This window comes from Stutzerimonas stutzeri, from assembly GCF_024448895.1.
Lineage (GTDB): Bacteria > Pseudomonadota > Gammaproteobacteria > Pseudomonadales > Pseudomonadaceae > Stutzerimonas > Stutzerimonas stutzeri_Q.
The window spans coordinates 225,002-250,887 of the sequence record NZ_JAMOIC010000007.1 but is presented as its reverse complement, the minus strand read 5'-3'; the positions used below and the strand labels follow the sequence as shown (position 1 = coordinate 250,887).

The following is a 25,886-nucleotide window of genomic DNA, read 5'->3' as shown; positions in this document are numbered from 1 at the left end:
GGCAGCGCACCGCAAACCCTACCGCTGCGTTGCCTTTTGTAGGAGCCAGCTTGCTGGCGATCAGGCGGGTTCGGGCCGCTGAGAGGTTAGGTGCATCCCGCTACTTTGGATCGCCAGCGAGCTGGCTCCTACGGGTTAGCTGGGTGTTCAGCTGAAAGACGAGCGCGTTAGGTCAGTTCCGTAGGGTGGATGTCGATTTTACATCCACCGTGGCGTTGCCCAGTGGATCGGTGGGGCGTGATCCACCCTACGGACCTTCATACCACCGGTGGGCTGACGCCCGCCCTACAGATCGCCCCATCTTGTTCCGTAGGGTGGATGTCGCTTTTTACATCCACCGTGGGGTTGCCCGGTGGAGCGGCGGGGCGTGAACCACCCTACGGCCGGAGCATGCCTGGCCATTCGGCCTAGAAGAGATTACGCGGTAGCCAGACGATCATCACCGCGCAGAAGATGGTGAGGCCGATGCAGAACCATAAGAAATTGCGCTGGCGCCGTTCGCCGGCGGTGTCGGCATGGGCGGGGAGGGGCATGCCGCAGTTGCTGCACTCGGCTTCCTGCGGCGGGTTGGGTTGCTGGCAGTACAAGCAATTGGGCATGGCGGCATCCTCTTTATCTACATGCAGCTTGCCATGCGCCATGCCGGTTTCAGATTGACCGCAATCAACCACTGGAAAAAGCCGCTTGAACTGCGCCGCGCAAGGGCCTGCGGAGCAGAAAGGAAACCCGCGGCGCGGCTTCCATCACTCGAATTGTTCCAGCCGCTGTCGGTCGAGCACGGTGATCTGTCGACCTTCCTGCGTGATGATCTCCTCGTCGATCAGGCGGCGGATGATCCGTGAAAAGGTTTCCGGCTGGATCGACAGATGGCCGGCGATCAGCTGCTTGGCCATCGGCAGTTCAAAGCTGTTGCCTTCGTCCTTCAATCGCGCCAGCTGCGTCATCAGATAGCGCACTACGCGGTGGGTGGCGTTCTTCAGCGACAGCGTCTCGATCTCATTGATGCGCTGATGCAGGCGCACGCTCAGTTTGCCGAGCAGAGCGAATGACAGCTTCTGGTTCGCTTCCAACAGGCGCATGTACGCCGCGTTAGAGAAGCGGTACACCTGCGTCGGGCATACGGCCTGGGCCGAGGCGACGTAGTTGGGCGTGTCCATCAGCATCATGGCTTCGGCGAAGGTCTGGCGGTTGCCAATGACTTCGAACACCTTTTCCTGCCCGTCCGGAGTCAGCCGGTAGATCTTGATCGCGCCGGAAATCACGAAGTAGAAGGCATGAGCCGGTTCGCCCTGGTGAAAGAGGTTGTCGCCCTTGTCGAGATTGAGCAGCTGGCTCGCGCCCATCAGCTCGTCCATCTGTTCGTCATTCAGGGGTTCGAAGAGGTGGTGGCTGCGGAGGATCTGGTTGTGTACGCGGTGAAGCACCATGCAAAGGCATCCTGTTTCTAATAATTAGCTGCCCGCCTGTGAGCGGCGGTGCGCAAAGTTGACTGGCAGCGGGTCGCCGTAAGCGATGTCACCGCAGCGCAGTTATTTGTCCTTACAGAGCCTAGCCCAATTGCCATGCCCCAAGTATTGATGCAGGACGGGTCGAATGACTGCCTGGCCTTGCAGATTTACCTAGCCCACCCTCGGTGGAGAGGGGTGGACAGGTAAGCATACGAGCGGCAGGCCCTGGGCGGACCGGCATTCAATGCGCCGCTTCGAGCTGGCCGCTCCAGTGCGGTGGGGCGAACAGGGCTGGGTAGTGCTGCAGCGCGTCAACGATCTGCCGGGATCCCGCTGCCCGCTCAGTGGGCTCGGCCAGTGCTTTCGCGCCTTTGAGCAGATCGGCGAGCAGTCCGTGCAGCGCCGCGTCCGCCTGCTCGGACAGCTCGCAGTTGGCGATCAAGTAGGAGACGCTGTCCTCGACCTCCTTCTTCAACCGCAGCGCCTGGCGCTCATCCAGCGTCTCCGCCGGATCGACTGGCATTGCACGGTCGACCGCTTCGCGCAGGCGCGTCATGCCAGTGCGCAGCGCTGCATCGGTTGGCCACTGCTGATGATCCCCGGTAGGCGGCGCGGCATGGGTAGCATGGTCGTCATGCATGACAGCCGCTTGCGTGCTGCCCACGACCACATCAAGTGCTACACCACTGGCCAGTGCCAGCATCGAGGCCATGGCGAGACCCCAGGCCATGGGTTGGATGACTGCTTTCATATTCACCTCCGGTACAGCAGGGGCGGGCGCCAGGGCTCGCAATGATGGCCTGGCTTTACTGTGCGGCGGCCTGGGCGAACAGAATGTTGTTCTCCAGGTGGATGTGCTGCATGAGATCTCCGCGTAACTCCTCGAGCCCGCGATAGAGCGCGCGCCATGTGTTGCAGGCGTTTGCCGGCGGGGTGATGTCGTTGGTCAGCTCGGCCAGGCGCGCCAGTGCAGCGCCGTGCTGATCGTGCTCGTAGCGCATGACGGCGATCGGCCCCTGGGTCTGCGGCAGTTGAACGTTGCGTCTCAACATCGGAAAGAGGATCTGCTCTTCCTTGAGCATGTGGCTTTCGAGCTCCTGCTGCATGTTCCACAGGTGTTCGGCGAGCCCGACCGGGCAGTCTGCCTTGTTGCCATGCACCTGTTCGACGCGGTTGGCCAGGCGAATCAGCTCGGGGAGCTGGTCGCGGTGCCGCTCGTGATAACGCGCGAGGATGAATTCGATCAGCTCGCTTGCCGATGTGTTGCGCCAGTCAGGGTCTGACTCAGGGTTCGTTGTCAGCGAGGCGAGCTCGTCGGCGATCGCCTGGGCATCGAGATTGCGCTGCAAGGCAGCATCGCGAAGCGGCGTGTTGCCGCCGCAACAGAAGTCCAGTTTGTACTGGCGAAACACGCGGGTCGCACCAGGGATAAGGCAAGCCAGGCTGCCCAGGGTTTGCTCGGTAAGCGCGGTCGTCATGGTTGCGTATCCGTGAGTGAAAGATCCACATGTACATCGCAAGCCTTGTGCCATCTCTAAGTTATTGATTGTTTTAGCTAAAAATACTCTGTTGGTGAAATTTACCTGAAAGGTATAGGGTTATTAAAACCTTGAGGGTATTCAGAACCATGATGGAAGAAGCGCTGCTAGCCGACCTTGTGACCGAGTTGCCGAATGCGGTTCGCCTGCAACGCCTGGTGCATACGCTGCATCAGCGCTTTCGCTGTGGCGCGGTAGTGTTGTTGCGCCTGGATGACGACACGCTGCGTCCGTTGGCAGCGGTAGGGCTGGTGAAAGAGGCGCTCGGCAGGCGCTTCGTCGTTGCTCAGCATCCACGTCTGGCTGCCATCCTTTCGCAGCGCGAGCCCACCTGGTTCGAGCCCGATAGCCGCTTGTCCGATCCCTATGACGGGCTGCTCGATGCCCATGTGGGTGAGCCGTTGCCGGTGCATGACTGCATGGGCGTCAGCCTGTACGTCGAGGGCAAGCTGTGGGGCGCGCTGACCCTCGATGCACTGCATGCGGGCACCTTCGATGACGATGCGCGGCGCGATCTGCAGCGCTACACGCTGGTCATCGAGGCCGCTATCCGCATCACCCGTCTCGAACATGAGAACCGCGGTCTGCGTCTGGCCCGCAGTGACGTACTGGAAACCACTCCGCTCCCGGGGGACGGTGAAATCCTCGGGCAGAGCGTAGTAATCCGCGAGCTGCTACGTGAACTGGAAGTGGTGGCCGATTCCGAATTGCCGGTGCTCCTGCTTGGCGAAACCGGTGTCGGCAAGGAGCTGTTTGCACGCTGGCTGCATCGACATTCCCGCCGGCGCAATAAGCCGCTGGTGCTGGTCAACTGCGCCGCGCTGCCTGAATCCCTGGCTGAGAGCGAGCTGTTCGGGCACGTAAAGGGTGCGTTTTCAGGCGCGACCACCGACCGACCGGGACGCTTCGATGCGGCCAACGGCGGGACCCTGCTGCTGGACGAAGTGGGCGAGCTGCCGCTGGTGGTTCAGGCCAAATTGCTGCGCACGTTGCAGAACGGCGAGATCCAGCGCCTCGGCGCCGACAAGCCGCGTCAGGTGGATGTCCGCATCATCGCGGCCACCAATCGCAACCTTCGCGAAAGCGTGCGTGACGGCCATTTTCGCGCTGATCTCTATCACCGCCTGTCCGTTTATCCGGCACCGATTCCGCCGTTGCGCGAGCGCGACAACGATGTGCTGATCCTGGCCGGCTACTTCCTGGAGCTCAATCGTGCGCGGCTAGGGCTGCGCAGCATGCGCCTGTCGCCAGCCGCCGAGCGTGCATTGCTCGGCTACGCCTGGCCGGGCAACGTTCGGGAGCTGGAACATGTGATCAGCCGTGCCGCCCTGCGCCTGCTCAGCCGGGGGGCGTCGCGCAGCGATATTCTGACTCTGGAGCCGGACCTGCTGGATCTGGACAGCGAGCACACCGGCGCACTGGTGCCGCTGGCCGATACGCCGCCGGTGCCGACCGAGGCAGAAATCGTCTCCTTGCGTGAGGCTGTCGACAATGCTCAGCGCCAGGCCATCGTGCGGGCGCTGGAGGCCAGCGGTGAGAACTGGGCAAAGGCTGCGCGCTTGCTCGAAGTCGACTCCAGCAACCTGCACAAGCTGGCAAGACGGCTCAAGCTGAAATGATCTAGATGCCAGGGCCGGAACGGGCAAGGTCGGCAGGCCGCACCGCCAAGCGGCCGGGACGTCCGAGCGTCGTGGTGGTCTAAGATCCAACCACTATGATCGAGGAGATTCCCATGGCTTTGGACCGTGACCAGTTTCAAACACTACTGACAGAGGCCCAGGCGCATGCTGATCGGGCCGCCAGCGAGAACAATCCACAGCACTACCAGCAGGCGTTCGAAGCCAGCCTCAAGGCCATGCGCATGCTGGCCGAAGAGTCGGGAGACTGGCGGCAGGCAGTTGCCCGGGCCACAGAAGAGTTCGAAGGTAGCGAGGGGGTCTGAAGACGTCGTGAAGTCCGCGCCTGCTTGCGGGTGCCCAGCGAATAGAATTTCGGTAGCCAGATCTTCCCCTCGGAGGAGCTGTGAGTCGCTGGATGCAATCTCGGCATCGGGGCTACGGTTGTAGCGCCGACGCCGAGCAGGCAGCGAACTTACTCGCCCATTGGGCAAAGGTATCGCTCACGAGCGCACTTCACGCCTTTTCCCCCGTCCAGGCGTTTCCAGCAGCACCCGCTCGTCCTCGCTTTCGCCCGCCGTGTCACCCTTGACCTTTATCAATGCCCGTCGGGTGAGGCCTACCTAGACTGCCCGCTTTCCGTCCGACCCGGACGGCCACCGCTGTTACTGATGCGGTGCGCATGAGTTCGCATGTCTAGGAGTTGCCATGCACTTGGTTTGTCCAGCAGGTAGCCTGCCCGCGCTCAAGGCTGCCGTTCAGCAGGGTGCCGACGCGGTTTATGTCGGATTTCGCGACGACACCAATGCCCGTCATTTTGCCGGCCTCAACATGGATGCCAAGCAGCTCGACAAGGGGCTGCAACTGATCCGCGAGAAAGGTCGTCAGCTCTATATCGCCGTCAATACCTATGCCCAGCCGGAGGGGTGGGCGCGCTGGCAGCGCTCGGTGGATCAGGCGGCCGACCTGGGCGTCGATGCATTGATCGCGGCTGATCCCGGCGTGCTCGGTTACGCGGCCAAGCGTCACCCGCAACTGAATCTGCACCTTTCAGTTCAGGGGTCGGCGACCAATGCCGCCGCGTTGGCCTTCTATCAGCAGCGCTACAACATCAAACGCGCAGTGCTGCCGCGGGTGCTGTCGCTCAAGCAGGTCAAACAGGTGGCTGCCGGCAGCCCGGTGCCCATCGAAGTCTTCGCGTTCGGCAGCCTGTGCATCATGGCCGAAGGACGTTGCCACCTATCCTCCTACCTCACAGGCGAATCGCCGAACCTCTGTGGCGTGTGCTCCCCGGCCAAGGCGGTGCGTTGGAGCGAGGAGCCCGAGGGCCTGACCTCGCGGTTGAACAATGTGCTGATCGACCGCTACGCCGAGGGCGAGTCTGCCGGCTACCCGACCTTGTGCAAGGGTCGCTTCATGGTCAATGGCCAACGCTTTCATGCGCTGGAAGAACCCACCAGCCTCAATACCCTGGACCTGATCCCCGAGCTTGCCAGCATTGGTGTGACCGCCATGAAGATTGAAGGCCGGCAGCGCAGCCCGGCGTACGTCGAGCAGGTCACCCGCGTCTGGCGATCAGCGCTGGATGCCTACCTGCGGGCGCCCCAGCGTTATGCCGTGCAGCCTGGCTGGCGCGAGGTGCTTGACGGACTCTCGGAAGGCTCGCAAACGACTCTCGGCGCCTACCACCGCGCGTGGCAGTAACTCACTTCTGCAAGGAATCAATCATGAAGCTCAGCCTCGGGCCCGTGCTGTTTTACTGGGATCGCCAGCAAACATTGGACTTCTACGCCGACATGGTGGGCATGTCGCTGGATGTCATCTATCTCGGCGAAACCGTCTGCTCCAAGCGGCGTGACATGGGTTTGGACGACTGGCTCGGGCTGGCGCGCGAGCTGGCGCAGCAGTCGAGCGCCGAATTGGTGCTGTCCGGCCTGACGCTGGTCGAGGCCGCGTCCGAGCTATCCAGCCTGCGGCGGCTCTGCGACAACGGTGAGCTGCTGGTAGAAGCCAATGACATGGGCGCCGTGCAGTACCTGTCCGAGAAGCGATTGCCCTTTGTCGGTGGCCCGGCACTGAATCTCTACAACGGCTATGCGCTGGCTGAATTGGTCAACAGCGGCATGCGGCGCTGGGTGCCGCCGGTGGAAATTTCCGGAGCGATGATCAGCAGCGCCCGCGAGCAGCTGTCCCAGCTGGGTGTCGCGATGCCGGAGATCGAGATATTTGCCTACGGTCATCTGCCGCTGGCCTATTCGGCCCGCTGCTTCACGGCCCGTGCGGAGAATCGGCCAAAGGATGATTGCCAGTTCTGCTGCCAAAACTACCCAGAAGGCATCCCGCTGCTGAGCCAGGAAGGCGAGGCGCTGTTCACTATCAATGGCATCCAGACCATGTCGGCTTCGGTTAGTAACCTGCTGGCTGATTATCCTGCCCTGGTGGACAGTGGTGCCGACCTGCTGCGTTTGAGCCCGCGCGCATCGGGCATGATCGAGGTCGTGCAGGCATTCGACGCGGTTCGCAATGGCGGTCTGCCGCCGCTCGCCGTGGACGGTTGCAACGGCTACTGGCACGGCCAGCCTGGGATGCTGCGTGCCGAGGAGGCCGGATTATGCTGAAGCCCCGTGCACACCTCCTAAAGCTGAGCGAGCATCTGCTGCCGCTGGCGGCGCGAACGCCGTTTCTGCTGCAACGCATTGCGCTCGAGCGCAGCCTCAATCAAGTCTTTGCGGAGCCGCTGGCCGAGGGGGCGTTCGAGGCGCTTGAAGGTAACTGGATGCGGCTCGAAGTCGCCGATCTTAAGCTCGCCTGGTGCCTGACGTGCGACCGTCAGAAACTGCGCATCACCGAGCAGGCCGCCGTGCAGGTGACCATACGCGGCAACTGGCGGGAATTTCTGCTGCTCGCCAGCCGTCAGGAGGACCCGGACACCTTGTTCTTCCGGCGACGGCTGGTGATCGAAGGCGACACTGAACTGGGCCTGGCAATCAAGAACCTGATCGACAGCCTGGACCCGGACATGCTGCCGCCGTGGCTGTGGAAGCTACTGCAAGGCGCTGGGGAAGAGGTGGCTCAAGCCGGCCGTGCGCAGCCGGCGAACGCGTGATTGGATGTGTCGAGCCGCCGATGTTCGCCTGCCCAGCCCTGCGTTAGACCGAATGCAGCCGATGCCGCGGCTTCATGCGGTCGCTGGCGATGATGTTGCACATGTCTTCGAAAAGCGCGTTCGCTTCGGCCTCGGAACAGTCGTCCCGATAGCGCTTGCGCAGGCCGTAGCTGCTGAGCGTGATGTGGACGTCGGCGATCACGCCGTGCTGGGCCAGGCAGGCGCGTGCGCAGTGCAGCGGACAACCGTCGATTGCCAGGATCGGCCGGCCAGAGTTGGCTTTGTTGACCAGCGAACTGACCCGTCCGCCCACACCGGCGATGCAGGACATTTCTGCCAGCCCGGCGCGGTCGAGCCGCACCGCGAGGGTGTTGGCCAGTTGCGCGACGTTGGAGCAGCCCGAACAGGAATACACCAGGGGCAGGCGAGGCGTGGTCATGTTGTTCTCCCGATCAGAAAAGACTGACGGCAGTATCTCGGGCGAACGCCTGGTGACCCATGACGATCATCAAGAAGCTGGGGCAATCCGCCGCAGATCAATCGTGATAGGCGGCGAGGCCCCGGCTGTCGAGAATCTCGATGCGTCGTCGCTGCACGCTGATCATTCCCGACTCGATCAGGCGGTGCAGGATGCGCGAAAAGGTCTCCGGCTGGATGCCCAGCTTGGAGGCGATCAAACGCTTGGGTACATCAAGAGTCACCACGCCGCTGTCGTCCTCCTGCGACTGGTAGAGAAAGCGCACCACACGATGGCTGGCGTTGGCCAGTGTCAGGGTGTCGATCTCGTTCAGGCGCTGATGCAGGCGGATGCTCAGGGTGCCGAGTATGTCCAGGCAGATGCTCGGGTGCTGTTCGAGCATGCGTCGGTAGTGCGGGCCGTTGAGGCTGGCGACGAGGCTGGCCTTGAGCGCCGTGGCACTGACGGGATAGTTCGGCGCGCCGGTGAACAGCAAGGCTTCGGCGAAGGATTCGCCAGCCCGGATGACCTCTACCAGTTTTTCCTGGCCATCGCAGACCACCCGATGCAATTTCACCTGGCCGCTGAAGAGAAAGTAGAAACGCTCGGCTTTGTCGCCTTGATGAAACAGCGAGGCGCCAGCAGGTAGTCGCTTGAGATTGGCGGAGGTGCACACTTCCTGCAGCGCCGCCTCGGGTAGCCGGCTGAACAGGTGGTGCCGGCGAAGGTCCGCAACGAGGGATGTTTCGGTCAGCATGTTTCCTCCACCGGTACGCGTCCGGGATTGTTCGAGATTGCATCCTAGAAGCACGCGTCCACCTGCCTCCTTGATCACGGACAAGATTGCCGGCCACCGCCGCTTGCCGCGTCCTTTGAAATACATCCGGGTCGAATTGACGATGGTCAATTCGTTCTCTGCCGCAATTGCCTACATTCCCCATCATCTTGTGTTTAACCAGTCTGTTTTAACTACATATGGTGATGGAGGCGTAATGCTGGGGCTTGATCAAGTTAATCGACCGGTGTCGTTGCGCAAGCGGGATGGGCGTCTGGTGCCCTTCGAGCTGGAAAAGATTGGCGCCGCCATCGAGGCTGCCGGCCTGGCCACAGGCGAGCTCGATCAGGTCACGGCCCAGACGCTGGCCGCTCATGTACTGACACGCCTGACGCAGCGGGTAGTGGAGGTGGAACAGGCTCAGGATGCGGTTGAGCGTGTCTTGATGGAGGCTGGCCATTACGGGACTGCACGGGCCTATATCGTCTACCGTGAGCAGCATGGCCGGCTGCGCCGCGACCACAAGGCGATCGTCGATGTCGCCTCATCGATGAACGAATACCTTTCCCGCGAGGACTGGCGCGTGCGTGCCAACGCCAATCAGGGCTATTCGCTCGGCGGGCTGATCCTCAACGTTTCGGGCAAGGTCACGGCCAACTACTGGCTGGATGAGGTCTACAGCCCGGAGATTGGCACGGCGCACCGCGAAGGCGACCTGCATATCCATGATCTGGACATGCTGGCCGGCTACTGCGCCGGCTGGTCGCTGCGTACCTTGCTCAATGAAGGCTTCAACGGAATTCCAGGACGCGTCGAGGCAGGGCCACCCAGGCATCTGTCGAGCGCCTTGGGGCAGATGGTCAACTTTCTTGGCACGCTGCAGAACGAGTGGGCCGGCGCTCAGGCGTTCAGCTCCTTCGACACCTACCTCGCACCGTTCGTGCGCAAGGACAACCTGGGCTTTGCCGAGATTCGCCAGGCCATTCAGGAATTCATCTACAACCTCAACGTGCCGTCGCGCTGGGGCACGCAGACGCCGTTCACCAACCTGACTTTCGATTGGGTCTGCCCGGAAGACCTGCGCGAGCAGATTCCGTACATCGGCGGCGAAGAGATGCCGTTCGCCTATGGCGACCTGCAGGCCGAGATGGAGCTGATCAACCGTGCGTATATCGAAGTGATGCAGGCGGGCGACGGGCTGGGCCGGGTTTTCACGTTTCCGATCCCGACTTACAACATCACTCACGATTTCCCCTGGGATAGCGAAAACGCTGACCGCTTGTTCGAGATGACGGCGCGCTACGGTCTGCCGTACTTCCAGAACTTTCTCAACTCGGACATGCAGCCCAACCAGGTGCGTTCGATGTGCTGCCGGCTGCAGCTGGACGTGCGCGAGCTGCTCAAGCGTGGCGGCGGCTTGTTCGGGTCCGCTGAGCAGACCGGATCGCTGGGCGTGGTGACCATCAACTGCGCGCGGCTGGGCTATCTGCATCAGGGTGATCGCAAGGGGCTCTTCGAGCATCTCGATGCACTGCTCGAGATGGCGATGCAAAGCCTCGAGGTCAAGCGCAAGGTGATCCAGCATCACATGGATGCCGGGCTCTATCCCTACACCAAGCGCTACCTCGGCACGCTGCGCAACCATTTCTCCACCATCGGTGTGAATGGTCTGCACGAGATGGTCCGCAACCTCACCGAAGATGCCGAGGGGATTCACACGCCGGCAGGCCGCGCCATGGCCATCGAGCTGCTCGATCATGTTCGCGCGGTGCTGGTGCGCTTTCAGGAAGAGACCGGCCACCTCTACAACCTCGAAGCGACGCCCGCCGAAGGCACGACCTACCGATTCGCCAAAGAGGACCGCAAACGCTTCCCGGACATTCTTCAGGCCGGATCAGCGGACGCGCCGTACTACACCAATTCCTCGCAGCTTCCGGTTGGCTTTACCGACGATCCCTTCGAAGCACTGGCGCTACAGGACGAGCTGCAGACCAAGTACACCGGCGGCACGGTGTTGCACCTGTACATGGCCGAGCAGATCTCCTCGGCGCAGGCCTGCAAGAACCTGGTTCGCAAAGCACTCGGCCGGTTCCGCCTGCCTTACCTGACCATTACCCCGACGTTTTCCATCTGCCCGGTGCACGGCTACCTGAGCGGCGAACACGAGTTCTGCCCGAAATGCGACGAGGTGCTTATCGCCAAGCAACAAAGCTGCTGCGCCTAAGTCAGTGGGGCTGGGGCGCCTCGGTTGCGCGCTGCGGCATAGATGCACAAGGACCAACCTGTAGGAGCCAGCTTGCTGGCGATCACCTGATGCGTCAGCCGACGCATCGACCCTAGCCCCTACAACAAACCATCCACTACTGAAGGAGCGACACATGACCCAAGCCACTCAACTACCCGAAGCCCAACGCCAGCGCTGTGAAGTCTGGACTCGCGTCATGGGCTATCACCGCCCGGTTACCGCCTTCAATCCCGGCAAACAGTCGGAGCATCGGGAGCGCACGCATTTCACCGAACAGGCGGCGCGGGTAAGCGTTGCGTGAACGCGAGACTGAGGGTCGGGGGGCTAGTCCCCCTGACCACACTGGATTTTCCCGATCATCTGGCCTGCGTGCTGTTCTGCCAGGGCTGCGGTTGGCGCTGTCGCTATTGCCACAATCCAGGACTGATCCCGGCCTGCGGTGAGCAGGAAAAGCCTTGGGAAGACATTCTGTGCTTTCTGCGAGAGCGGGTCGGGTTGCTGGAGGCGGTTGTCTTCAGCGGCGGCGAGCCGACCCTGCAGCTGGCGCTACCCGAGGCGATCGCAGAAGTCCGCGCGATGGGCTTCAAGATCGGACTGCACAGCGCCGGGATCAAGCCCAGACTGTTCAATCAGGTGCTACCGCTGGTGGATTGGGTGGGCTTCGATATCAAGGCATTGCCCGAGCACAGCACGCTGATCACTGGTGTCGAGGGCAGCGGCAAGGCCAACTGGGAAAGCCTTGAGCACCTGCTGGAAAGCAACGTTGCCCACGAATGCAGAACCACGGTGCACTGGCAGCTGTTCGATGCCGACCGACTCTGGGACATGGCTCAGCGGCTGCGTGCTCTGGGTGTCGAACGCTTTGCCGTGCAATGCGTGCGCACCGCTCGAATGCTCGACGATTCCCTTGCCGATAGCCGTCCGCCGTATGACCAGCAGAAGCTGTGGGACCGGATGGGGCGCCTGTTTCCGTCGTTCGTGCTGCGGGGGTAAGGGAGAAGGTCGTCATTGCGGCATTGCGGCATTGCGGCATTGCGGGCTTTTCGTAGGAGCGAGCTTGCTCGCGATCAGGGTGCTTGCACGGCTCTTAAGTCGCTGAACAAAGATCGCCAGCAAGCTGGCTCCTACAGGGGTAGCACTGACGATCAACTCCAACCACAGAACTGCAGATACCAGCCGTAGTCAGGTGGGGTGGGCTTCAGCCCACCGTTCTGCGTGGACGATTCACGGCCCCTTGGGCGCCGTGCGGCCGATTACCTTCTTGTCAGTACAGCCTTCAGGGAACGGCACTCACAGGCTGCTTTTCGTAGGAGCGAGCTCGCTCGCAATCAGGATGATTGCACGGCTTTTAAGTCGCTCGACAAAGATCGCCAGCAAGCTGGCTCCTACAAGGGATGGGACTGACGATCAGTCAGTTAGGGTGGGCTTCAGCCCACCGTTCTGCGTGAACGGTCTACGGTCCCTTAGCGCCATGGGCCGATTAGCTTCTGACCAGATACAGCCTTCAGGCCTGTCCCTTTGGCGGCAGCCGGTCTTGTTATCCAGTTGCCAGACGATGCTGGGTCCCAATCGGCCTTCTGCGTGATTTATCCGAGATCCCGGCGCATGCCAATGTGCGGAATCCCGTCCTCGAGATACACCTCGCCCACCGGTTCGAAGCCGTAACGGCCGTAATAGCCTTGCAGGTGGGCCTGAGCTGACAGGTAGATCGGCTCGCCCGGCCAATATCTCTCGGCATGCTCCAGTGCTTGCACCATCAATTCACGGCCGATGCCTTGGCTGCGTACCGAAGGCGCGGTGACGACGCGGCCGATGACCACGTCGCCGCCTTGCTGGATCGGATCGAGCAGGCGCAGGTAGGCGACCAATTGTTGCGCTTGCCAAGCCATCAGGTGGTGGGTGTCGCCCAGCAAGTCCTGGCCGTCCACATCCAGGTACACGCATTGTTGTTCGACCACGAAGACTTCCGCGCGCAGACGAAGAATTGCGTAGAGCTGCTGCGTGTCGAGTTCGGAATGGTGTTTGCAGATCCAGTTGATTGGCATGGCGCTGACTCGCAGAGGAATGCTGCAAGGTATCCCGCGCATCACGCTGCTTGCAATCCGTGGCAGCGGCCTCGCCGACCCTGTGGCTGGAGAGACCCGAGGCGCTCGCCGAAGTCCTGCATAGACTGTTAATTCAGGTGCTAGCGCCGGCGGGCTGGGTGGGCTGCGATAACGATGGGTATCGCTTCGCTCAACGCCATCCTACGTGGCGCCCGGCTCCAGCTGCAGCCAAGTAGGGTGGGCTTCAGCCCACCGTTCGGATTGTAGAAATCAGCTCCAACCCCAGAACTGCAGGTACCAGCCGTAACCAACCACCGCTGTGGCCAACCCCACGCAACCAAACGCCGACAGCCGATGCAGACCATCGGAGCCATAGCGGCTGATCACGCGCCAGGCCAGATAAAGGCTCCAGGCGATGGCGCCCGCCAGCAACAGCGCTCTGGCGGGTTGCGCCCAGGCCAGGATGAAGCCTTCGTAGCGCAGCAGTTTGACGGTCGTCGCCGAGAGGCCGAGGAACAGCCCGGCTCCGCCCAGCGGCGTCAGCGTGAGGGCCAGGTGTTGGAATACTCGATCATCACGGTTCATCAGGCGCACTGCGGCACGCAGCAACAGCCAAAGCGCGCCGCCGATCAGCAGTGAGCAAGCGCCGATATAGGTGAGGATCGCCGCGCCATCGAGCCAGGTGAAGGCGTCGTTGGCTTGTGGGTAGTGAGTCAGCAGCCACCAGGGCGCGTTTGCCTCCAGCGGCCAGAAGATCTCGCGATCCACCAGCCACTCGGCAGCCGTCTGCTTGAGGGTGATGAACCAGGGGCTGACCGTCCACTGGAAGGCGCCCATGGCCAGGCCGATCATGCCGAACAGCAGCAGGGTGCTGTCCCAGTGCTGATGCTCGCGCGCACCTTGGTCACTGGCAATGATGATCTCGGCGTTAGGCGAGCGCGCCGCCAGCGTGACCGCGCCACGCTGACCGCTGCAACGGCCGCAGGCGTGGCACTCGCTGTTGCCCTTCATCCGCCTAATGTCGATCAGTGGCGCGCAGTTCGGAGTCGGCAAATGCGGGCCCTGATTGGCCTGCCAGCGCTCTTCATCGACCTTGTAATAGACCGGCGCCAGCCGCGCCAGCAGCCCGAATACACCGCTGACCGGGCACAGGTGACGGCACCAGACGCGTTTGCCGCGGCCGTACAGAAAGCCCACCACCATCGCCGCTACGGTGGAGCCGCCAAGGATCAGCGCTGCGGCCTGGCCATAGTCATAAACGCTGATCAGCTGGCCATACACCGTGGTCAGCACGAACGCGATGGTCGGCCAGCCGCTCCAGCGGATCCACTGCGGGGTGCGCTTGTTCAGCCCACGCCAGCTGATCCATTCGCTGAGCGAACCTTCAGGGCAGAGCACACCGCACCAGAGGCGCCCGAACAGCACCATCGAAAGCAGCACGAACGGCCACCAGAGCCCCCAGAACAAGAACTGGGCGAACACCGTAACGCTGTCGAGCATGCGCGCCTCGGAGGGCGGCAGCGAAAGAAACGCTGGAACCAGCAGCAGCACCAGATAGAAACCCACCACCAGCCACTGAATCAGCCGGATGGTTCGGGCATGCTGGCGCAGCAGGTCACCCGCCCGCGCCAGCCACGACGAGGCGGCAATCATGCGGGCTGAGCCTCCAGCCGGGGTTGCGCGCGTGGTCTCAACCAGAGCCAGACTGCCGGCCAGTAAAGTGCTGTTAGCCCTACCGCTGCCGTGGAGGGCATGGCGCGGTAACCGGTCAGTCCGGCGATGGTGCTGCCCAGCGTGCCGCCGTCATCGAGCAGTGCTGAGGTGTCCCACAGCGGATCACCAAGAAATGTATAGAAGAATTCAGGCACATCCATGCCCATCAACTGCCCACTGAAACGGTCCAGCCCGGCCATCAGCAGGGCTGCACCGAGCAACAGCAAAAGCGCTTCGCTGACAGCGAAGAAGCGTTTCCAGGAGAACAGCCGGCTACCGGCCTGCAGAGCGAAATAGCTAGCCAACGCGAGCACGAACCCGAGCACGCCCCCGATGACGAAACCGGTCAGGTCCGAGCCTTGTTGCTGGTGACCGATGCCGTAGAGAAACACCACGGTTTCACTGCCTTCGCGAGCCACTGCCAACATCGCCAGCACCAGCAGCCCGACGCCGCTGCCCTGGCTGAGCTTTGCAGCGGCGTTGTCGATCAGGTTGCGCTTGAGGTCGCGCCCGTGATGATGCATCCAGCCGACCATCTGCAGGATCAGCAGGCTGGCGACCAGCAGCATGGCGCACAGGAACCATTCACCTGCCGGGCCTGCCAGCCAGTCACCTGCGCTGAGGATGCCCCAGCCCAGCAACGAAGCCAGGCCCAGCCCGGCGACCACGCCGCCCCAGAGCATGCGCAGCGCGTGGCGATTGTCCGGTTGCTGACTCAGCCAGGCATGCAGAATGCCGATGACCAGCAGGGCCTCGACGCTTTCGCGCCAGACGATGAACATTGATTGGCCCATGTCGTGTCTCCAGATGTATGGCCTGACGGTTTGGCTGTGGCGTCTCGCATCCCTGTCACGACGCCACGGCCCGGCAGACCATGGGAACTACTTGGCGATGATTTCCCCTTCCGGGAGATCCATGTGAAATTCGTCAAAGAAGGGGTAGCGGCCCGGCTTGAGCGGATGGATAACCACAAACGAGGTGACGCCGGGCGAGAGCACCTTTTCTACCCGCAGGGGCGTGCTCTCGAATTCGGTTGGGCCGGAGCCGGCATTGATCACGACGATCTTGAAGCGCTGGCGAGCCGGTACCTCGATGGTTGCCGGCTCGAAGTGGCCGTCGCGAATGGTCAGCTCGTAGGTGGGCAGCCCGGCCTGGGCGCCGCCGGCAAAGCCAGCAGCGAGCAGGGCGAGGGCAGGAAGCAGGACGCGTCGCATGCTGACCTCCGGCTCAGTAACCGCCTTTCTTGCCGATGCCGGCGTAGGTGAACTCGTAGTTCAGCTCGCAGCGTTCGAACCAGGGGGCGACGCCGGTTTCCTTGTCTACGTGACGGCCGAACATGGCGTGATCACCGCCCGGCGGGGAAATGGTGAAGGTCAGCGAGTACTTGCCTGGACCCATCAGCTTGACGTTGTCGCCGTAGTGCGGCCCGTCGTTGGCGACCATCGGATGGAAGTCGCCTTCGATCTTCTCGTCCGAGCCTTTCTTGCTCAGCGAATAGCGGATGTTCAGGTAAGAGACGAAGCTGCCTTCCTGCCAGCCGTTACGGTTGTCTTCGGTCGCAGCGATGTCGGCTTCAAGGTGAACGTCGGATTTGGCGGCATCGAGCATCATGCCTGCGGGCTCCATCTCGACCGGTTGCAGATACACCGCACCGACTTCCATACCGCCGCATTGCTGAGGTTCACCGATGGGGTACTCCTTGGCCTGAGCGAGGGGAGTGAGGAGCAACGAAGCGATGGCGAGTGTTGCGGGAATGCGCATGAGGCCTCCAGAAGGGGCGTTGTGGAATGACGAACAGAGGTTCGCATTCGCGAGGGTTAACGATAATGATTCGCGTCAATTCTGTAGGAAATAGTTTGTTACGTATACCCGGATTGCGGGTCGAAGGCGGGGGCTGAACCGCTCAAGCGCGCGGCTCATGGGTGCTGAAGGCGTTATGGTGCGTTGCGTTGTCACACCCTGATGACGCTGCGCATTTCCTGCTTGGTGATGTACCGAGTGAGTAACGGATGTCCTTTTTCTGCGGCAACTCGGGTCTGGCATCGCCTACCATAGGCATTTTTTCGAGCCGGGAGATTTCATGCAAACCGCTGTGCTGGACGCTCGAACTGCCCGTGTGTTGCCCTGGCTGGTCGCCATTGCGTTCTTCATGCAGACCCTCGACGGCACCATTCTCAACACTGCGTTGCCGGCCATGGCACGCGATCTCGCCGAAGACCCGTTGCGCATGCAGGGCGTGATCATCGCCTACATGCTGACGGTGGCCTTGCTGATACCGGCGTCCGGATGGATGGCGGATCGTTTCGGCACGCGGCGGATATTCTTCTCCGCCATTCTGCTGTTCACGCTTGGCTCGTTACTCTGCGCGATCAGCGATAGCTTCAACCAGCTGGTGATGTCGCGGATCGTGCAGGCGGTGGGCGGCGCGCTGATGCTGCCGGTGGGGCGCTTGGTGATATTGCGGGCCTACCCGCGAAGCGAATTCGTGCGGGTGATGACCTTTATCGCGCTGCCGGGAATGGTCGGTCCACTGATTGGCCCCACACTGGGCGGCTGGCTGGTGGAATACGCATCCTGGCACTGGATATTCCTGATCAACCTGCCGGTGGGTTTGATCGGCTGCATCGCAGCGTTCCGGTTCATGCCAGATCTGAAAAGCGCCGAGCGGATCCGCTTCGATACCGTGGGTTTTCTGCTGTTCGGCGGTGCGATGGTGCTGATAACCATCGCCCTCGAAGGCCTCGGCGAGATGCATATGCCGCATGCACGCGTTCTGCTGCTGATGGTGATCGGCGCTGCATGCCTGGCCGCTTATTGGCTTCGCGCCGGGCACATCGATAAACCCCTGTTCAGCCCAACGCTGTTCCATACCAGAAGCTTTGCTGTCGGCATCTTCGGCAACCTGTTCGCCCGGCTGGGCAGCGGCGCATTGCCGTTTTTGCTGCCGTTATTGCTGCAGGTTGCGCTGGGATATTCGCCGGCGCAGGCCGGTATGACAATGATCCCGCTGGCCCTCGGCGCGATGGCAATCAAGCCTTTGGCGAAGCCGCTGATTGATCGCCTCGGCTATCGGCGCATCCTGATCGGCAACACGCTGCTACTGGGCAGCCTGATCGCGAGTCTGGCGACCATCGACGCTGACACGGCTACAGCGCTGCTGCTGGTGCACCTTAGCCTGATCGGTATGGTCAATTCGATGCAGTTCACTGCGATGAATACCGTGACCCTGGTCGGGCTCAGCAACCAGAACGCCAGCAGCGGCAACAGCCTGCTCTCGGTCGTGGTACAGCTGTCGATGAGTCTGGGTGTAGCGTCGGCGGGAGCGCTGTTGGGTGGCTTCACCGTGCCGGGAGCAGACGGGGAGGCGGTGCTGGACGCCTTCCACCTGACGTTCCTTTGCATCGGTGCGATGTCGATGCTGGCTGCAACATTGTTCTTTCAGCTGGACAGCAAGCAGACCATGGCAGCGCGACTTATCGACGAGGAATGACGTGGGGTCAGCCGATGCAGAGCTCGGCCTCCTCCTCCTCCTCGGGGATTTCATCAGTCACGATCACGCGCGCGTGGTGGCTGTTCTCTTCCTCCATGCGCAGACCAAAGTAGCGCGTGTCATACGCATCCCAGAACGCCTCGACCTGCTCCATCGTGGCGGCCTCGAGAAGTACCTCCAGGCTGTGCTCCAGGACAATGGTGTAGAGTTTTTCGGAAGACATGGTTAGCAGGCTCGTGCTCGATTCAGAAGAATGGCTGCGCCTCTGCAGCCGTGATGTCATTCTGACAGCTGGCGATCGTTTGGCAGCATCCGCTCATCGCCTGAAGGTGGTTTCCCGCTGAACGGTTAGGTCTTGACGTGGTCTCCCCGCGTTCACGTTTTCCTCTCGTGGAAACGCTGCACTGGCGTCCAGTCCGGTGAAATTCGGTAATGGTTCCGCCTGGGCGTATAGGCAGCTGACGCCTGCATTGCCGGTATGCTTGATGCGTGCGTGCCCCGGTGACGCACTCACCGCATTTTCTCATTCTGGATTCAAATGATGACGCGAGTCGGATGTTGACCATCAATGTGGGGCCTCTGGCGCTGGCCGTGCCTCATGTCCTGTTACTTGTGAGTCTGTTTCTTTCGATGCTGACGGGCTGGTGGGTCGGGCGCCGCAGCGAACGCAACCCCGAGCAGCAGCTGTTCCGGTTGCTGCTGGTGGCGCTGCTGATCGCTCGGCTGGCGTTCGTGTTGGTCTACGTCGAGCATTTCCGTGACGAGCCCTGGCGCGTGATCGATATCCGCGATGGCGGCTCATTGCCTGGCCGGGTGTGCTGGTCGCCTTGTTTCTTGGCGTGCGGCTCTGCTGGCGCGAGGGCACGCTGCGCAAGCCGCTGGGATGGGCACTCGCGGTCGGCGTCATGAGCTGGGGGTTCGGTACCTTTGCCTATCACGCCTTCGAGCAGGGCACGCGGTTACCCGATATCGGCCTACGGGACCATCGGGGAGCGCCGGTCGCCTTGCATGACTTCATCGGCAAACCCCTGGTGATCAATCTATGGGCGACCTGGTGTCCGCCGTGTCGCCGGGAAATGCCAGTACTGGCCGAAGCACAGCGCAACGAGCCAGACGTGACCTTCCTCTTCGTCAATCAGGGGGAAGGGGCACAGCTCATCAATGAATTTCTGCAGGGGGAGCGATACGGGCTGGATAACGTGCTGCTCGACACCGGCGGGCGGCTTGGCCAGCACATCGGCTCATCGGCGTTGCCAACGACGCTGTTCTACGACGCCGAAGGGCGCCAGATCGGCAGTCACCTGGGGGAACTGTCCCAAGCGAGCCTGGCGCGGGCGCTGGAGAGCCTGAAAGTAGACGCCGAGCGCTGAGGCCCTCAGGCGCGTGCAGGGTCTATGCTTGTATGACCCAGTGAACGGGGTTTATCAAAAACCGCACGGCACAACAGGCACACCACGTGAAGCTTCTGACACTCATCGCTGCGTTGCTTTGCTTGCTGCTGTTCGGCACTTTCGCCAGGGCCGATCAGTATCGGGTCGTTACCGAAGAGTGGGCTCCATACAATTATCTCGAGAACAACCAGCTCACCGGGATGGCTACCGAGATCGTTCGGGCAATCATGGCCCTAACCGGTGATGACTTTGAGATGGTAATGCTGCCCAGTATGCGATCCGCTCATGCTTTGCAGAATCGGCCCAAGACAATCATGTACTCGTTGTTCCTGACAGCGGGGCGCGAGCCGCTGTACAAGTGGGTTGGCCCTATTGTCGAAGTGTCTATTCATCCCTACCAGTTGGCTAATACGCCCCGGCCGGTGAATTCCCTAGCGCATTTGCAATCCGTCCCGAAAATCACAACTCGACATGCTGGCTTAGTGCCAGACTTACTTGAATCGATGGGCTTCAACAATCTCGATAAAAGCGCAGCGCGAAGCCCGCAGCTCTACCGCATGCTGTTAGCAGGGCGCGCCGAAATAGTCGTCGGTGATACCGATGCAGGGGTTGCTCACTACACCCGCCTAATGGGCATGCCTCCCGATACTCTGCGCCGGGTACCAGTAGAGATATATCGCGCGTCGCTTTATATAGCCTTCAGCGAAGACAGCGATGACGAGGTAGTAGCAGCCTGGGCCGGGGCGTTAGAGCAGTTGAGACGTCTGGGTGAGCTGGAGCGAATCCAGGGGCAATACGAGTGATACATGGAGCGGTCGGCTTGCGAAGTAGCCGTGAAAGCCATGTATCGGTGCAATCCTTAACCCCTAACGCAAAAAACCCCTGACTTCGCGAAAAGTCAGGGGTTTTAATTTGGTGGAGCCGGGGGGATTTGAACCCCCGTCCGCCAGTTCTCCACTGTCGGTACTACATGCTTAGCCGTGTCTATTAAGTTAATCCGCAGCCGCCCGACTGGCAGGGTGCTTTGGACGAGTTGTGTAAGTTTTAGCCGCTTCGTCCACAACGTACTACGCGGCGATCCTGTTCTACGTGACAATCACTTTGGGTTTACAGGCATCCCCTAGTGATCGCTGGAGCCGAAGCTACCAGAAGGACTAGTCGCGCCGCTTACGCAGCGAGAGCGTAGCCCTCGTAGTTTTCGTCATTGGCAACTATAGAAAGTTGCAACAGTGGATTTACGAGTTCTGTTACCAACTCGGCATGCACCTAGAGCTTTGTTACCGGCGTCGAATCCTAATCGGCCCCATGAAGCGTGTAGCAGCCTCATGTGTTGCGCAGTGTACGCCTCCACAGGAGTTACGTCGAACGCTTGATGCAATAGATAAGGGTAGTCTGTCGATTTTCAAGGGTGAAACCGGCAAGGCCGAATAGCGGAGCGGCCTTGCCCTGTGCGACTTAGTTGCTCGAGCCTGAGCCTGAGCCAGCAGTGCCGCCCGAGCCAGTGCTACCTGGGCCTTTGAGTTCCTGCAGTGCTTTGGTGGAGTGGGCGATGCACTCTTCGGTGTTGCCGGCTTGCTGAGCCTGTTTGGCTTGGCTGACCAGATCTTCGATTTCGGTACGAGCAGGCTCGCCGAGTGTGGCCTGGTTGGTGGTCATGTTGTCGTCGATCTCCTGCATGTTGAGCTGGCAGAGATCCTTGTCGGCGGCAAACGCAGCGGGGCTGGCGATCAGAGCTGCGGCGGCGAGTAGGGCGAATTTTTTCATGAGAGTCCTCCAGGGGGTTAACTTCCCGGCGGGCCTGCCTGATTCTGCAAATACGTGGCGGCGCCGAGGTGAGTTGAGCCCGTTTCGTTTCCTGGGCTCCCAATATCGGACTGCGGCTCCGCTCGAGCGTTTCATTGAAGTTGAGCGCTGCCGCTTACGCTTGGGTTCAATCCGGCGCTGTACCCGCTCTGGCTCGGCTGTTTCGGTTAACCAGATAGACCAGTCCGTGATAATCAATCCCACCATGTTGAGACAGGCCGATCTCGCAGGTGCGGCTGGTGGAGATGCCTTCTTCGCAGGTCTGCACCGCGTCCCTGAGGCTGCGCAGCGAGTGGGCGTTGAGCTCTGGGGTGGTGAAACCTTTGTCGCCGGCAAAGCCGCAGCAATGAATACCTTCTGGCACCACCACTTCGCTGGCGCAGCGGCGCGCGATGTCGATCAGCGCCTGGGCTTCGCCGAGATGATGCGTGCTGCAAGTGACGTGCACAGCTATGGGACTGGCCTGCGGCTCAAACTCCAGCTTGTCGAGCAGGTGGGTACGGATGAAGCGCACCGGGTCGAAAATCTGTAGCCGCTCATCTGCCAGGTCTTGTACCAGTCGTAGCGTGCAGGGGCTGGTATCACAGTAGATGGGGTCAAGTCCTCCGCGGCTGGCTTTGAGCAACGCATCGAGCATCTCCTGACGTTTTTGCTCGGCTTGCTCGGCATAGCCTTTGGATGCGAAGGGTTGGCCGCAGCAGAGATCATTCAGGTCCTCCGGAAAGACGACCTGATAGCCCGCTTTTTCCAGAAGCGTGCGGGTGGTGTCGAGTAACGGCTCCTGTTCCTGATCTCGCGCTGCGGGCCCCATGGCTCGGGAAACACAGGCGGCGAGATAGACCACGCGCGGTCGCTGGTCGTCCGTTGCCGGTTTAGGCAAGTGCAGCCGCTGCAATGGCTGGGGCATCGCCGGCGTCCATTGCGGGACTCGGCCTTTGCTGGCCTTGGAGAACGCGGCGGAGGTCTTGCCGAGCAGGCGAGTGCCCATCATCAGGTGCGCGCCGTTGGCGACATGCAGCATGAAGCGTGCGCCTTGCACGGCGGTGCTGAAGTTTCCGGCCAGCCAGTTTGCCGCGCGGGTATTGTCGGCGTTGCGGCCGCGGAGCTTGCGCACCAGGTCGCCGGTGTTGATACCCACTGGGCATCGTTGAGCGCAGAGGCCGGTTGCGGCGCAGGTCTCGACGCCGTGGTAGTCATAGAGGCGCTCGAGTTCAACGGTATCAACACCGGCGCGTTTTTTCGCCTGGATATCGCGCCAGACCACGATACGTTGACGTGGTGTCAGGGTCAGCCCGTTTGAAGGGCAGACCGGTTCGCAGAATCCACACTCGATGCATTTGTCGACGATCTCGTCAGCAGCGGGCATCGGTTTCAGGTGTTTGAGGTGTATCTGCGGATCCTCGCTAAGGATCACGTCTGGATTGAGGATGCCCCGCGGATCGAGCAGCCGCTTGATCTGCCACATCAGCTGGTAGGCCTCATGGCCCCATTCCAGCTCCACAAAGGGCGCCATGTTGCGGCCTGTGCCGTGCTCGGCTTTCAGCGCGCCGCCAAATTCCACGGCGACCAGCTGGGTGACGTCCTGCATGAAGGCTTCATAGCGCCCGATTTGTTGGGGATCCTCGAAGCCCTGGGTGAATACGAAGTGCAGGTTGCCTTCCAGTGCATGGCCGAACAGGATCGCTTCGCTGTAGGCATGCTTGTCGAACAGTTGAATCAGCCGGTTCACGCCTTCGGCAAGGCGCTCGATGGGGAAGGTCACGTCTTCGATGATGACCGTCGTGCCGGTCTGGCGCACCGCGCCGACGGCAGGGAAGGTGTCCTTGCGGATCTTCCAGAGCTGGTTGTAAACGACCGGGTCCTCACTGAAGTCGACCTGCTTTTCCACAGGGAAATGCGCGATGGACGTCATGATCAGGTTGATCTGCTCGTGTAGCAGTGTCTGGCTCGCTGCGCGCGACTCGATCAGTAATGCGCAGGCATTGATCGACAATCCCTTTACCCACTCAGGCATGCCGGCCTTGTTTTCGACCGAGCGCAGGCTGCGACGATCCAGCAGTTCAACCGCTGATACAGGTTGCTGCTTGAGTATCGGGACGGCAAGGCAGCAGGTTTCCACGTCCGGGAATACGACCAGGGCGCTGGCCTTGTGCGGGTGGTCCGGCACGGTGTCGTAGGTGACTGCGCTGATGAATCCGAGTGTGCCCTCTGAACCGACCATGAGGTGGTTGAGGATGTCGAGCGGCTCGTCGTAATCGACCAGGGCGTTGAGTGAGAAGCCGGTGGTGTTCTTCAGCCGATACTTGTGGCGAATCTTGGCCGCCAGTTCGGTGTTAGCGCGCGTCGTCCGGCCAAGTTCAGCCAATTGATCGAGCAGCGCGGTGTGGCTTTGGCGAAAGGATTCAACACTGGCGGCGTCTTCACTGTCGACTACCGTGCCGTCGGCCAGCACCAGGCGCAGACCGGCGAGCGTCTTGTAGCTGTTCTGCGCCGTGCCGCAGCACATGCCGCTGGAGTTGTTGGCGACAATGCCGCCGATCTTGGCGGCGTTGATCGAGGCCGGGTCAGGGCCGATCTTGCGCTGAAAGGGCAGCAGTACCGCGTTGGCGTTGGCGCCGATGACGCCGGGTTGCAGACGTATCTGCTCTCCGCCATTGCGGATCTCGCGGCCGTTCCAGTTATCGCCAAGGACGATCAGAACCGAATCGGAAATGGCCTGCCCGGACAGGCTGGTGCCGGCGGCGCGAAAGGTTACCGGCACTCTCATGTCGTGCGCGAGCTTGAGCAGTCCAGTCACTTCGGCCTCGGATTCGACTCGCACCACCAGCTTGGGTATGAGCCGATAGAAGCTGGCGTCCGTGCCGAAAGCCAGCGTCGATAACGGGTCATCGAAGCGCCGCTCGGCCGGGATCAGCTTTTCGACTGCAGTGAGGAAGTCGGTCGGTAAGGTGGCAGGCGCGTTCATCAGAGGCTCCGGGTAGGAAAGCGGGCCGCGTCGGAGTGCCGCGCGGCCTTCTCTTTGTATCAGTGTTGCTTAGTCCACGACGCGGCTGGTCTGGTAGCGGTCGATTTCGCGAACCAGCGAGTCGGTGGTGATTTCGCTGATGGACTTGGCCCCGGTCAGCACCATGGCGACGCGCATCTCCTTCTCGATAAGGTCGAGCAGGTTGGTTACGCCTGCTTCGCCAGCAGCCGCCAGGGCGTAAGCAAAGGCGCGACCAAGCATGACGGTATCGGCGCCCAGGGCGATCATGCGCACGACGTCCAGACCGCTGCGGATGCCAGAATCGGCCAGGATTTTCAGATCACCTTTGACCGCGTCAGCGATGGCCGGCATGGCGCGGGCGCTGGACAGCACACCGTCCAGCTGCCGGCCGCCATGGTTGGACACGATGATGCCGTCTGCACCAAACGTTACGGCGTCCCGAGCGTCTTCTGCATCGAGGATGCCCTTGATTACCATCGGGCCGTCCCAGAATTCGCGGATCCATTCCAGGTCCTTCCAGGATATTGACGGATCGAAGTTGGTTGCCAGCCAGCCGATGTAGTCTTCCAGGCCCGTTGGGTTGCCCCGGTACGTGGAGATGTTGCCCAGATCATGCGGCTTGCCATGCAGGCCCACGTCCCAGGCCCAGAGTGGGTGAGTCATGGCTTGCAGCATCCGGCGCATACTGGCGTTCGGGCCGCTCATGCCGGAATGCGCATCGCGGTAACGGGCGCCGGGTGTCGGCATATCCACGGTGAATACGAGTGTAGTGACTCCGGCTGCCTTGGCGCGCTCCAGGGCGTTTTTCATGAAGCCACGGTCTTTCAGCACATACAGCTGGAACCACATAGGCCGCTTAATTGCTGGAGCGACCTCTTCGATCGGGCAGACCGATACGGTGGATAGGGTGAAGGGGATACCTTTCTTGTCCGCAGCCCGAGCCGCTTGCACTTCGCCGCGGCGAGCAAGCATGCCGGTCAGCCCGACTGGCGCGAGGGCCACCGGCATCGACAGGGTTTCACCGAACAGTTGGGTTTCCAGGCTCAGTTCCGACATGTTGCGCAACACGCGCTGGCGCAGCGCAATGCTGGCCAAATCTTCGACGTTGCGACGGAGCGTGTACTCGGCGTAGGCACCGCCATCGACATAGTGGAACAGGAAAGGGGGGAGTTTGCGTTTTGCGGCAGCGCGGTAATCCGTAGAGGCTGAGATGATCATCGTGTGTACTCACCGAGTGAAACGAAGTAGGTCCCGAGATGCTCACGTCTTGGAC

25 protein-coding genes, 1 other RNA gene and 1 pseudogene are annotated in these 25,886 nt (G+C 61.4%); 11 read left to right on the top strand and 16 right to left on the bottom strand.

The genetic code is table 11. From position 1 onward, the window contains the following. Positions 1–407: 407 nt before the first annotated feature. From NA619_RS11505 to ytfE, 4 genes are all read right to left on the bottom strand, one after another. Entirely contained in the window at positions 408–599 is a 192-nt protein-coding gene (locus NA619_RS11505) for a DnrP protein (RefSeq protein ID WP_255962001.1), read from the bottom strand. 144 nt (positions 600–743) lie between these two features. After that, on the bottom strand, positions 744–1,427 hold the full coding sequence (locus tag NA619_RS11500) for a Crp/Fnr family transcriptional regulator (protein ID WP_255962000.1): 684 nt from the start codon (positions 1,425–1,427) through the stop codon (positions 744–746). A gap of 262 nt (positions 1,428–1,689) precedes the next feature. Continuing rightward, positions 1,690–2,199: a DnrO protein gene (locus NA619_RS11495; protein ID WP_255961999.1), complete on the bottom strand. Its 510-nt coding sequence runs from the start codon at positions 2,197–2,199 to the stop codon at positions 1,690–1,692. 55 nt (positions 2,200–2,254) lie between these two features. Then, complete coding sequence (ytfE, locus tag NA619_RS11490) at positions 2,255–2,926, bottom strand: iron-sulfur cluster repair protein YtfE (RefSeq protein ID WP_255961998.1); 672 nt, start codon at positions 2,924–2,926, stop codon at positions 2,255–2,257. Between the two features lie 149 nt (positions 2,927–3,075). On the opposite strand from ytfE, the gene norR reads away from it, so the two are divergent. The 5 genes from norR (at position 3,076) to ubiT (ending at position 7,708) form a co-directional block, all read left to right on the top strand. Then, entirely contained in the window at positions 3,076–4,605 is a 1,530-nt protein-coding gene (norR, locus tag NA619_RS11485) for a nitric oxide reductase transcriptional regulator NorR (protein ID WP_255961997.1), read from the top strand. A 113-nt stretch (positions 4,606–4,718) separates the two neighbouring features. After that, positions 4,719–4,928 carry a hypothetical protein gene (locus NA619_RS11480; protein ID WP_122165809.1) on the top strand — a complete coding sequence of 70 codons (210 nt, stop codon included), beginning with the start codon at positions 4,719–4,721 and terminating at the stop codon, positions 4,926–4,928. Between the two features lie 382 nt (positions 4,929–5,310). Continuing rightward, positions 5,311–6,306, top strand: a complete 996-nt coding sequence (gene ubiU, locus NA619_RS11475) for a ubiquinone anaerobic biosynthesis protein UbiU (protein WP_255961996.1) — start codon at positions 5,311–5,313, stop codon at positions 6,304–6,306. A gap of 23 nt (positions 6,307–6,329) precedes the next feature. Then, positions 6,330–7,220, top strand: coding sequence for a U32 family peptidase (locus tag NA619_RS11470; RefSeq protein ID WP_255961994.1), 891 nt, complete (start codon positions 6,330–6,332; stop codon positions 7,218–7,220). Further along, positions 7,214–7,708 carry a ubiquinone anaerobic biosynthesis accessory factor UbiT gene (gene ubiT, locus NA619_RS11465; RefSeq protein WP_255961993.1) on the top strand — a complete coding sequence of 165 codons (495 nt, stop codon included), beginning with the start codon at positions 7,214–7,216 and terminating at the stop codon, positions 7,706–7,708. The genes NA619_RS11470 and ubiT overlap by 7 nt, the downstream gene beginning before the upstream one ends. Positions 7,709–7,751: 43 nt before the next feature. Here the strand turns inward: ubiT and NA619_RS11460 are convergent, their stop codons facing one another. Next, positions 7,752–8,147, bottom strand: a complete 396-nt coding sequence (locus NA619_RS11460; RefSeq protein ID WP_255961992.1) for a putative zinc-binding protein — start codon at positions 8,145–8,147, stop codon at positions 7,752–7,754. A 97-nt stretch (positions 8,148–8,244) separates the two neighbouring features. Beyond that, positions 8,245–8,922, bottom strand: coding sequence for a Crp/Fnr family transcriptional regulator (locus tag NA619_RS11455; RefSeq protein ID WP_255961991.1), 678 nt, complete (start codon positions 8,920–8,922; stop codon positions 8,245–8,247). A 235-nt stretch (positions 8,923–9,157) separates the two neighbouring features. On the opposite strand from NA619_RS11455, the gene NA619_RS11450 reads away from it, so the two are divergent. From NA619_RS11450 to NA619_RS11440, 3 genes are all read left to right on the top strand, one after another. After that, a complete protein-coding gene (locus tag NA619_RS11450) occupies positions 9,158–11,164 on the top strand; it encodes a ribonucleoside triphosphate reductase (protein ID WP_255961990.1) in 2,007 nt (668 codons plus the stop codon). 154 nt (positions 11,165–11,318) lie between these two features. After that, a complete protein-coding gene (nrdD, locus tag NA619_RS11445) occupies positions 11,319–11,486 on the top strand; it encodes an anaerobic ribonucleoside-triphosphate reductase (protein ID WP_255961989.1) in 168 nt (55 codons plus the stop codon). Beyond that, entirely contained in the window at positions 11,483–12,178 is a 696-nt protein-coding gene (locus NA619_RS11440; protein ID WP_255961988.1) for an anaerobic ribonucleoside-triphosphate reductase activating protein, read from the top strand. Before nrdD ends, NA619_RS11440 begins: the two co-directional genes overlap by 4 nt. A 593-nt stretch (positions 12,179–12,771) precedes the next feature. Here the strand turns inward: NA619_RS11440 and NA619_RS11435 are convergent. The 5 genes from NA619_RS11435 to NA619_RS11415 form a co-directional block, all read right to left on the bottom strand. Continuing rightward, a complete protein-coding gene (locus tag NA619_RS11435; protein ID WP_255961987.1) occupies positions 12,772–13,230 on the bottom strand; it encodes a GNAT family N-acetyltransferase in 459 nt (152 codons plus the stop codon). Between the two features lie 270 nt (positions 13,231–13,500). After that, positions 13,501–14,883, bottom strand: a complete 1,383-nt coding sequence (locus tag NA619_RS11430) for a 4Fe-4S binding protein (protein WP_255961986.1) — start codon at positions 14,881–14,883, stop codon at positions 13,501–13,503. Beyond that, a complete protein-coding gene (locus NA619_RS11425; RefSeq protein WP_255961985.1) occupies positions 14,880–15,737 on the bottom strand; it encodes an FTR1 family iron permease in 858 nt (285 codons plus the stop codon). The genes NA619_RS11430 and NA619_RS11425 overlap by 4 nt, the downstream gene beginning before the upstream one ends. 87 nt (positions 15,738–15,824) lie before the next feature. After that, on the bottom strand, positions 15,825–16,157 hold the full coding sequence (locus NA619_RS11420; RefSeq protein ID WP_255961984.1) for a cupredoxin domain-containing protein: 333 nt from the start codon (positions 16,155–16,157) through the stop codon (positions 15,825–15,827). Between the two features lie 13 nt (positions 16,158–16,170). Next, entirely contained in the window at positions 16,171–16,704 is a 534-nt protein-coding gene (locus tag NA619_RS11415) for an iron transporter (protein ID WP_255961982.1), read from the bottom strand. Positions 16,705–17,023: 319 nt separating this feature from the next. Here NA619_RS11415 and mdtD point away from each other — a divergent pair, with 319 nt between their 5' ends. Then, positions 17,024–18,433, top strand: a complete 1,410-nt coding sequence (gene mdtD, locus NA619_RS11410) for a multidrug transporter subunit MdtD (RefSeq protein ID WP_255961980.1) — start codon at positions 17,024–17,026, stop codon at positions 18,431–18,433. A gap of 7 nt (positions 18,434–18,440) precedes the next feature. Here mdtD and NA619_RS11405 read toward each other — a convergent pair whose 3' ends face one another. Further along, positions 18,441–18,656: a hypothetical protein gene (locus tag NA619_RS11405; RefSeq protein ID WP_255961979.1), complete on the bottom strand. Its 216-nt coding sequence runs from the start codon at positions 18,654–18,656 to the stop codon at positions 18,441–18,443. 332 nt (positions 18,657–18,988) lie between these two features. Here NA619_RS11405 and NA619_RS11400 point away from each other — a divergent pair. Together NA619_RS11400 and NA619_RS11395 are read left to right on the top strand one after the other, a co-directional pair. After that, positions 18,989–19,803: pseudogene (locus NA619_RS11400) on the top strand (TlpA family protein disulfide reductase). Between the two features lie 86 nt (positions 19,804–19,889). Further along, the gene (locus tag NA619_RS11395) at positions 19,890–20,627 is read left to right on the top strand and encodes a substrate-binding periplasmic protein (protein WP_255961978.1); all 738 of its coding nucleotides are present in this window, start codon (positions 19,890–19,892) and stop codon (positions 20,625–20,627) included. Positions 20,628–20,737: 110 nt separating this feature from the next. Here the strand turns inward: NA619_RS11395 and ssrA are convergent. The 4 genes from ssrA to lldD all read right to left on the bottom strand — a co-directional run bounded on the left by ssrA (position 20,738) and on the right by lldD (position 25,831). Beyond that, positions 20,738–21,129: a transfer-messenger RNA gene (ssrA, locus tag NA619_RS11390) on the bottom strand. Between the two features lie 150 nt (positions 21,130–21,279). Then, positions 21,280–21,588, bottom strand: coding sequence for a hypothetical protein (locus NA619_RS11385; RefSeq protein WP_255961977.1), 309 nt, complete (start codon positions 21,586–21,588; stop codon positions 21,280–21,282). Positions 21,589–21,754: 166 nt separating this feature from the next. Then, positions 21,755–24,592 (bottom strand): FAD-binding and (Fe-S)-binding domain-containing protein, encoded by a 2,838-nt coding sequence (locus NA619_RS11380; protein ID WP_255961976.1) that lies wholly within the window; start codon positions 24,590–24,592, stop codon positions 21,755–21,757. A 69-nt stretch (positions 24,593–24,661) separates the two neighbouring features. Beyond that, complete coding sequence (gene lldD / locus NA619_RS11375; protein ID WP_255961975.1) at positions 24,662–25,831, bottom strand: FMN-dependent L-lactate dehydrogenase LldD; 1,170 nt, start codon at positions 25,829–25,831, stop codon at positions 24,662–24,664. Between the last annotated feature and the right edge of the window lie 55 nt (positions 25,832–25,886).